General features: G+C 45.5%; 5 protein-coding genes. 3 read left to right on the top strand and 2 right to left on the bottom strand.

The features are described from left to right. A partial coding sequence (locus ACLUXO_RS09890) for a mucin-binding protein (RefSeq protein WP_412137404.1) occupies positions 1 to 4,326 on the bottom strand: 4,326 nt, incomplete at its 3' end. 352 nt (positions 4,327 to 4,678) lie between these two features. Continuing rightward, positions 4,679 to 5,878 (bottom strand): tryptophan synthase subunit beta, encoded by a 1,200-nt coding sequence (gene trpB, locus ACLUXO_RS09885; protein ID WP_412137403.1) that lies wholly within the window; start codon positions 5,876 to 5,878, stop codon positions 4,679 to 4,681. 453 nt (positions 5,879 to 6,331) lie between these two features. Here trpB and ACLUXO_RS09880 point away from each other — a divergent pair, with 453 nt between their 5' ends. The 3 genes from ACLUXO_RS09880 to ACLUXO_RS09870 all read left to right on the top strand — a co-directional run bounded on the left by ACLUXO_RS09880 (position 6,332) and on the right by ACLUXO_RS09870 (position 9,222). Then, a complete protein-coding gene (locus ACLUXO_RS09880; RefSeq protein ID WP_412137402.1) occupies positions 6,332 to 7,753 on the top strand; it encodes an ATP-binding protein in 1,422 nt (473 codons plus the stop codon). A 129-nt stretch (positions 7,754 to 7,882) separates the two neighbouring features. Beyond that, positions 7,883 to 8,539 carry a polysaccharide deacetylase family protein gene (locus ACLUXO_RS09875; protein WP_412137401.1) on the top strand — a complete coding sequence of 219 codons (657 nt, stop codon included), beginning with the start codon at positions 7,883 to 7,885 and terminating at the stop codon, positions 8,537 to 8,539. 20 nt (positions 8,540 to 8,559) lie between these two features. Beyond that, positions 8,560 to 9,222, top strand: coding sequence for a hypothetical protein (locus tag ACLUXO_RS09870; protein ID WP_412137400.1), 663 nt, complete (start codon positions 8,560 to 8,562; stop codon positions 9,220 to 9,222). The last annotated feature ends 21 nt before the right edge of the window (positions 9,223 to 9,243 follow it).

The following is a 9,243-nucleotide window of genomic DNA, read 5'->3' as shown; positions in this document are numbered from 1 at the left end:
TTGCGGGTCAACCGGATTCCAAGTGATTTTACCAGTTACCAGGTCTTGTGTACCGGTTTGCGTGAAGGACAGGTTCTCTTCGACTGATTCTGGTGCTTCAAAGCCTGCTGGCACTTCGTAAACAACCGTCCGCTTTACATTTTGCTCGCGGCTGACTAACTTTTGGCCATGCTTCAAGACAACCGTGTAAACTTGGTCAACATTGTCATCTGAGTCGTAAACAGGGTTATCTGGGTAGTCGCTTGATACAAATACGTAACCAGCATCTAACAGTTGCTGAATAGTTTCAGCAGTAGTGTAGGCAATTTCGTCTTTTGAAAGACCAGTAAGATCGCCAGAAGTCGTGATTAATGCCTTGTTCAAGTCTTCATCAACGTAGTTGACAATAGCATTTTGGTTGTTTGGAGTGTAGACAACTACGACAGTTGATGACTTGTCGCCATCAAAAGTTGGCGTAATTTCTTCACTGGCAACCTCATCCTTGTCAGCGGTCAATCCAGAAATCTTCGGGCTAGTTACAGTCTTTAAGCTCTGCGGATCAGCTGCATCCCACTTGATTTCGCCTGTTACCGTATCCTTAACGCCCGTCCGCTTAAAGGTCAAAGTTTCGCTTTCAGATTCCGGCGTGTCAAAACCTGCTGGAACCTGGTAAACAACCGTCCGCTTTACATTTTGCACTTGGCTGACAGTTTCTTGTCCGTGCTTCAAGACAACAGTGTAGACTTGATCAACATTGTCATTCGTGTCGTAAACTGGGTCAGTCGGGTAGTCACTTGATACCAAAATGTAGCCAGCAGCGACCAGCTTCTTGATCGTATTGTCAGTACTGTAGCCAATCGTAGTCGCGGATTCCCCGGTCAAGTCACCGGAGTTTTCGATTAAGGCATTGTTCTTGTCTTGGTCGACATAGTTGACCAGAGCTTTTTGGGTGTTGCCAGTGTAGGTAATGTCAATCGTCACATCAGTAGTGTTTGAATCAACAGTTTCTTCCGTCACCACTTTTTGGCTTGGGGTAAAGCCTGGCACATCTGGAACATTGCTGAATTCATCCCATGAGGAAGTAGTCCAGTCTGTGTAGGTGGTATTGCCAGCCTTGTCCATTACCCCAGTTCTGGTAATCGTTGCTACCTGCTTGGTTGTCTGTACTTCCCCAGATGGCAGGTGAACATTGATTGTTCTAGTAACCGTTCTACTTTCCGCAACCGGCCCTAAAATAATGACGCTGGTGGCAATAGACTTTTTAATCGGAGTGACAAATTGGTCGGCGTAAGCCTTGTAGCCCAAGTTCAAAGTCTTGCCAACGTCACTGGCCAGGTTGATGTCCTTAGCTGGAATAACGATTGAGAACTGGTTGGACGGAGTTGACTGAGCCAGTGTGTCCTCTTGCACCTTGATACTCTTGATCGTTGACCAATCAGTTATCTGATCTGCAGTCAGCCAAGTAACGTTTTCTTCAGTATCACTGTTCAGATCCAGCCGACTGGTTGAGTAGTAGATCTTTGAATTAGTATCGGTAGTCGTTACCGGACCAGTCAGATTTACATCACTTTCAGTTGGCAAGTTGGAGTAAATACGAACATTGGTCAAATCGCCCTTGGTCAAGTTCTTTGGGGTGATCTTAAAGGTCATATCTTGAACACCAGTTGAGAAAGACTTACCGATGTTTTGGAAAGTGGTGTCCAGGTTGCCTTCGCTCATGGCCCCCATGGTGAATTCTTCACTTGGTGCCAGAACAGTCAAGCTAAACTTGTTGGTTGAAATACCATTGGTCCAGACATTCGTCGAATCGCCTTCAGTGTATTCCGGCTTATAGAGGGTATTGTAGTCAACCGTAGTCATGTACATCATCTTTGTCGTGGTTCTGACAAAGAAGTGGCTCTGATAAGTCCCTGGCAATGCATCATCGCTAATGTCAGCGACAATCGTATAGTTATCGTTGCGGATATTGTATTGGTAGTCAGAATTGCTGTAGTCCAGCTTAACCACCTGGTTTGCCCCGTCATTAACGTAGAAGGTAGAAACGTGTGGATCGCCATAGAATTTTGAGGCAGTGTCGTTGTAGACCGCGTATTGTGGCAAAACAATGTAAATGACTGGCTTTTCCAGGTTAGTGTTTTGGACATAACTCATGTCCTTGCTGCTGTAAATAGTCAGCTTTTGGCTGTCGCCTGCGAGACCAGTACCATCTTTTTGATAGATGCGGAAACTGCTCATGTATTCTGGCATGATGGTCTGCGTCACGCCTCTGGACGTAGTGTTGAGGTAGTCAGATGAGATAGTCATCTTGTTGATCAGTCTATCGCCAACCTTCACCTCTGTACCATCGTCATAAGTATCAGCCAGGTTACCAGTGATGGTAAAACGCTGCAGGCTAGTGTTTGGATCCATGGCCACGCCGGCGGTGTCGGTCTTAGTGCCGGCCTTCCAAAGATCAGGCGTCAAAACGGCCTTCCGGATTGGGCTGTCACCTGCTGCCTTGATCGCTTCACCAGCCGTCACCGTACCGCTGCTGGTCGTGCCGTCAGCATAAGTCAAAACGTAGCTGTAACTGCTGGTACCGTCTACCTTAGGAGTCATAATCCCAGTGGCGTTGAAGCCGCTAGCCACATCAAAGGTAAGAGAAAGGTCTGTCAAGTCATAGCCAGATTGGTTAGCAAAAGAAAAAGTTGTCAACTTGTCTGCCGTGTCTTTTAAAACCAGTTCATTGCCAGTCCAGGCACCGTAACCAGAAATGGAAACATTCCCTTTAACGATTTCAGAGTTCACTTGTTCAGTCCAGGTAATGTCAAGGTTTCCGGTTAGGGTCTTGCTGTGGGCGTCATCAAGGTACTGGGTGATGGTAATTGGGCTGTCCGCAGTAATAGTCTGGTCGACGCTGCTGTCAAAGACGTACTTACCGACAATATAGTAAGGCGTCTCACGCACGTCGTAGTCGTCAACATTGTTACCAGAGCCCTTAGGAATCGTGATCACAATATCTGAGCCGATCCCATCCTGGGTAATCGTGGTTTGGTCACCAAAAGCATTTTTCAGAGTGGTATCCGCCGCATTTAATTCGAATTGTGCTGGTACCGGAATCCGGATCTCAGTGTCATGGTTGATGCTTCTGATTACCCGGTTGCTTGCATAGTAGCTCGCGGTGCTGGCATTATTGATGCCGAGCATTTCGTTCAAGCTCAAGGAGTATGTGTAGTCCTTGTTTGGCAGGATAGATGCCTGGAACTTCTTGTCTGGTGAACGGGTCAGTTCTGGATTGATCGTCGGCTTCATGATTTGGGTAAAGGTCTCGCTGACTGAGCCCAGATCATTACCACTAGCGTCTTCAGCTGACAAGATCATCTGCATTTCCCGGCTGCCGATTGAGTCGGAGTCCACCATATTGTCGCCGATCGTGTCAATCTGGCTGGTCAAAGAAGTAAAAGTGAAGTTCTGGTTCAAGCTCCCTGCTTCTTTAAGGACCGAAGTAATGTAGAAGAAGCCATCACTATTGTTTTCTTTTACGGTTGTGTCCGCAATACCAGACTTAGTGTATGAATCAAAGCCGTACAAAACTGACTTGCTCTGACCAGATACGTTGGCCGGCACCTTCAAGACAAACTTGTCTCCTACGTCACCAGTGAAAGAAACAGTAGCGGTGATGGAACTCTTTGTGCCGCCAGTTTCAGTGCTTGAAGAAGTGTAGCCAATTTCGTCAGAGGACAAAGTCAAAGACTTGCCTTGGACCAGGCGGTCTGAGCTTGAAGTAGCAGCTGCCTTGTCGGTATTTTCATCAGTACTAGTCTGCTTAGCTTGTACTGCAGTTTCGTCCTTCGTCTCTTCTGCAGTAGCAGAAACTGGATTAGTAGCTGCAGCTTTTTCATCTTCAGTACTTTGGCTGGCAGTCGTTGCTGCTACCTGGTCAGTGCTTGCCGCGGTTGCGCTTGAGTCTGCAGTTTCAGTAGTTGCACTTGAGTCGGTGTTATTCTTTGCCTCAGTAGAGCTGCTGTCAGAACTACTGTCCGTACTAGTCGTTGCAGTCCCCGCTGCAGTATCTTCCGTACTTGTAGTAGCGGCAGCGGTGCTTGCTGCTGCGTCATTCTTCGTGCTGTTTTCAGTTGATTCACTCGTTGTTTGCGGCGATTCGCTGTTTGCCGCGTCAGCAACCAGTTCTGTACTGGTTTGTGCTGGAGTAGTCGTGTCGGCGGAAACGCTGCCCGCCCCCATCAGCATGAAGGAAAAGCCCAGTAAAACAGAAGTAGCACCAAAACTGTACTTTCTGATACTGAACCGTTGCTTAGCATCTTCCGTTTGCCGCGCATTGAATTTTTTTGCCTTAGGCTTCAACATGTTCATTCCCTCTTTGCTATTGTTGTTTAATTATAGTAATTTGTTTCTATATCTATTACTAGCATAGTGCAGAGCTGTGGCGAATGTCAATAATATTATTATTAGATTGTAGCTATTCTGCTAACGGAAAATAAGCACTCTTCGGGGGTTAAAATTGTTTTTAGATTATCAAATCGTTAGCTAAGACCGATAGGAAGCCAAAATACTTCTTTCACCAGTTTTTACCTATAGAAAAATTGTTTTAATTCTTAGGAGAAAAAAGTGATAACAATATAATTTCTTGCGTATCTCCAGACAAAAAGAAGACCGGAAAGAGAATGGGGTCTCTTTCCGGCCTTGTATATTAAATCACTTAAATTTCTTCGCCCAGGTAGGCGGCAACTTGATTAACGTCCTTGTCCCCTCTGCCTGACAGGTTGACCATGACAATTTGGTCGGGATCCATTTCCGGTACCATCTTGATGGCTTGCGCCAAGGCGTGGGAGCTTTCCAGGGCTGGGATAATACCTTCCGTTTCGGACAGGAGCTTGAAGGCAGCGACTGCTTCATCATCAGTAATTGGGTAATATTCCGCCCGGCCGCTGTCTTTAAGGAAGGAGTGAACTGGCCCGATGCCCGGGTAGTCCAGACCAGCTGAGATTGAGTTAGCTGGCAGGATATTGCCTTCATCATCTTGCAAAACGTAGCTCTTCATTCCGTCGTTGATACCAACCTTGCCATTGGTCAAGGTTGCGGCGTTTTCCGGGGTGTCAGCCCCTTTGCCGGCCCCTTCTGCCCCGATCAAGCGGACTTCCTTGTCGGGAATGAATTCACCAAAGGCCCCGATCGCGTTGGAACCGCCGCCCACGCAAGCAATGACGGCATCTGGCAGGCGGCCGACCTGGTCCAGGAATTGTTGTCTTGCTTCCTTACTGATAACTCTTTGGAAACGTTCGACCATTTGCGGGTATGGGTATGGACCAACGGCTGAACCGACCAGGTAGAAGGTAGTGTCCAGGTTTTGGGCCAAATCTTGAAAGGCTGCGGCAACTGCATCTTCCAGAACTTGGGTGCCAGCAGTGACTGCCTTGACTTCAGCCCCCATCAAGCGCATCCGGAAGACGTTCAATCTTTGCCGTTCACAGTCATTAGCCCCCATGTAGATAGTGCATTTCATCCCGAAGCGGGCAGCAACAGCGGCAGTAGCAACGCCGTGCTGGCCAGCCCCGGTTTCAGCGATGATCCGCTTTTTGCCAAGGCGCTTGGCGATCAGGACTTGGCCTAAGGCATTATTGATCTTGTGGGCACCCAGGTGGTTGAGGTCTTCACGCTTAAGGTATACCTTGGCCCCGCCCAGGCGCTTTGTCAATGATTCAGCAAAGTAAAGCGGAGTTGACCGGCCAGAGTAATCGCGCAGCAGCTGGTCAAGTTCGGCGTTAAAGTCCGGGTCATCCTTCACCTTTTCAAATTCTTCCGCGATTTCATCAAGTGCCACTTGGATTTCAGTTGGTACGTACTGGCCACCAAATTCGCCGTAAAACATTTCCTTCTTTTCTGCAGTTGCTTCAGTCATGATAGTTCTCCTTGTTTTGTAGTTTGTATCTTTAATTTATTTTTAATCCTGCTGTGTAGGAGTCTATACATGTATATCTAATTTTGAGTGCAAAAAAAGACCGTCTGACCAACTATGCCAAACAGTCCTTTGATTTCTTCAGAAACGATTGTCCCGGCATAGACCCCCTAGATTATTGCAATCAGTGAGTCTACACCATTTAACATGCAGCCTCACTTAGTCACGCCAGTCTTGCCAAAGTTTACGTACAGTCATTTTTATCGTTCCTTTCTAAATTTGTCTTTTCTTTTGAAGTTGATTATATTCAAAGGCAATTTTCAGAAACTCGCAAGAGCTTTTTGCAAATAATTTTGCTGTTTTTCGACTAGTCCCTACTGAGGACTATAATCACGATTATTATAATTACGATTAGACTAAACACGATTATAATAATCATGATTAGAGGTAAATACAATGAACCAAACTTTTATTGCCCGGGAAGCAGAACTTGCGAACTTAGCCGACATGTATCAGAGTCCTCGCTTTGAAATGGCGGTCATCTATGGCCGCCGCAGAGTTGGAAAGACATCTTTGATCCGAGAGTTTATTAAAGACAAGCCGGCAATTTATGCAAAAGGAGTCCAGGCAACAAAAGAGCTCAACTTAAACTACCTGACTAACGCGGTTCTTGACTTCGAAAATCCTGACCGTTTGGATCGCAGTTTTAGCTATAGCGATTTCCGAGATATTTTTAGCAAGGTACAGGATCTCGCTAACAAGCAAGACGACAAATTGATTTTTGTCCTGGATGAATTCCCCTACTTTGCCCAATCAGCACCGGAAATCAGCTCTGTTCTCCAATTTGCCATCGACCACGTTTTTAAAGAGTACGACAATATCATGCTGATTCTTTGTGGATCCTCGATGTCATTTATGCAGCACCAAGTATTAGGCCATCAAAGTCCGCTTTACGGCAGAAAGACCGGCCAGTTTAAAATCCGTCCATTTGATATTTTTGACACGAAGAAGATGCTGCCAGCTGTTAAAAATGAGGACCTTCTCGCCTACTACGGCATCACCGGTGGAATTCCACAGTATCTCAGCTTTATAGATCAGACGAAAAGCGTTGAAGAAAATATCAACCGGCTTTTTCTACGGAATAATGCTATTTTGCAAGACGAGCCGAATGTCTTACTGCAAGAAGAACTCCGAAAGCCGGCAACCTACTATTCCATCCTCGTTGCTTTGGCACAAGGCAAGACAAAGCCCAATGAGATTTACCAAGCGATTGGCCTAAGCAGCGCTTCTAGCTTGAGCCCCTATCTCAGCCGCTTGCAAGAACTGGAAATGGTTGAAAGAAAGTTGCCGGTACTTGAAAAAAACACCAAGAATGCCATCTATCGGATCTCAGACACAATGTTTCAGTTCTGGTTCCAATATATTTCTGGCCAGCAGGATAAGATTTCACTTAATCGGACAAGTGGTCTCTTGGCCAGAATCATGGCGGATTTACCAAACTTTTTGGGACCAGTTTTTGAAAAAGCCTGCAGGGAATGGACCTGGAGACAAGACCACCTCCCCTTTGACCCGCAGGAAATTAGCAGTTGGTGGGGCTACAATCCCGCCCTTAGGCGGCAAGATGAAGTAGATTTGGTTGCCGTGAGTTATGACAAAAATGAAGCAATTATTGGTGAATGCAAGTGGCGCAAGGCAGAGAAGCTTAGCCCGCAAATGCTAGATACCTTGCGCGGCCGGGCGGCACTGCTTAGCTCAAAATTCGGCATCACGAAAATCCACCTCTATTTCTTTGCTAAAGAGTGCCGCCTTTCTTTTAAAGAACTGGCTGAAAGCCAAAAAGTTAGACTAATTCTCTTTGATGATTTTTGGAAAAGTTGATAAAACAAGTTTCGTCAGACTTCCCTTGTGAGGTCTGACATTTTTTCGTAAGTTAGATTTTTTAAGTTCAGTTTCAGTAGTACAATATGGGTGAGTAATATTTACTTCAATCATGTGAGGAACGAGTTTATGAAGAAAATTGTGATGGCTGGCGCGCTTGCCGCGGCTGTGACTGTCGGTCTGGTGGCTGCCCCTAAGGCGGAGGCCAGCTCAGCTAAGTACACGATCAAGCAGTACCGGACTGTTAAGAAATACAAACATGGGATGAAGGCGATTTTTTCCTACCAGTTGCCGCAACTGAAGGGCAATTCTACCACGGTCAAGAAGATCAACAAAGATTTGAAGAAGAGCTATAGTGCCGAGAAGAAGAATTCGAAAACTGTGTTCCACTTTGCTAAACAAGACGCTGCTGAATTTTCTAACCAAAGCTATTTCGATACTACGACTACAAAAGCGACCTATAACAAGAGCAAAGTTATATCATTTCAGACTTATAAGAAATGGTGGGCTGGCGGTGTTCGACGGGACACCTTAGACAGCTTGACCTACTCACTTAAAACTGGCAAGAAGTTGAATGTTTATGACGTAGCTAAAGGCAGTCGTGCGAGTGTGAAAAAGAAGCTTGTTAAAGGCGCCAAAAAGTTAGGGGCCGAAAGTTACTACTTTAAGTCGCTGAATTTGAAGGATTTAAGCTTTGTTTTGAAGAATGGCAAGGTATACGTGTACCCACAAGTTAACGGTCCAACCATGCTTAAGTCCTTCACCCTGCCTGCCCGCTACAAGTAATAGCTAATTGGAGAAATAACATGAAAAAGAAATATGTTGTCGCTAGTGCCATTGCATTGGCCATGTCTGTGGGATTAGTTACTAGTCCCAAAGCAGAAGCAAGCAGCTCTGCTAAGTACTACTTTAAGCAATATAAGACAGTTAAGAAATACAAGAGAGTTAAGGGGATTTTCAGCTACCAATTGCCACAACTAAAAGGCAAATCTACGGTTGTCAAAAAGATCAATAAGTCATTACGGAAAAACTACACTGCTGAACAAAAAACTAAGAAGAAAGTTTTTAAATTTGCAAAGTGGGATTCTAAGCGCATCAACACGAATTTAACATATGACGACATCGTTAAAACGCGAGTAACTTATAATAAAAATAGCGTTATCTCATTCAGATACGATCAAGCTTTAAATCCTGCTGGAAGCGGCACTTTTTTAATTGGCAGTTGGACTTACTCCCTTAAGACTGGAAAAAAGCTTACTGTTTTCGATGTTGCGGAAGGCGATAAAAGTAGTGTAGGCGCACAACTCTATTATGGCGCCGTAGACCTCGGTGCTAACGATGAGTACTTACGCACCACGTATGCTTCTAAGATGAATTACACTCTTAAGGGCGGAAAAGTATATGTATATCCGCGCATTGCCTCGGCATACAACAGTAAGTACTTCACCATCCCTTCCCGCTACAAGTAAATGAATAAAAGGTCATCAAGC

Source organism: Lactobacillus delbrueckii subsp. bulgaricus, from assembly GCF_046938665.1.
In the GTDB taxonomy this organism is placed as follows: Bacteria; Bacillota; Bacilli; order Lactobacillales; family Lactobacillaceae; genus Lactobacillus; species Lactobacillus delbrueckii_C.
The sequence above is the reverse complement of the archived record's forward strand: the minus strand, read 5'-3'. Positions and strand labels throughout refer to the sequence as shown.

Bases quoted from the DNA above. Each gene is read 5' to 3' on its own strand.
- ACLUXO_RS09870 (WP_412137400.1), top strand. From the start codon at position 8,560: ATGAAAAAGAAATATGTTGTCGCTAGTGCCATTGCATTGGCCATGTCT.
- trpB (WP_412137403.1), bottom strand. From the start codon at position 5,878: ATGACTGAAGCAACTGCAGAAAAGAAGGAAATGTTTTACGGCGAATTT.
- ACLUXO_RS09875 (WP_412137401.1), top strand. From the start codon at position 7,883: ATGAAGAAAATTGTGATGGCTGGCGCGCTTGCCGCGGCTGTGACTGTC.
- ACLUXO_RS09880 (WP_412137402.1), top strand. From the start codon at position 6,332: ATGAACCAAACTTTTATTGCCCGGGAAGCAGAACTTGCGAACTTAGCC.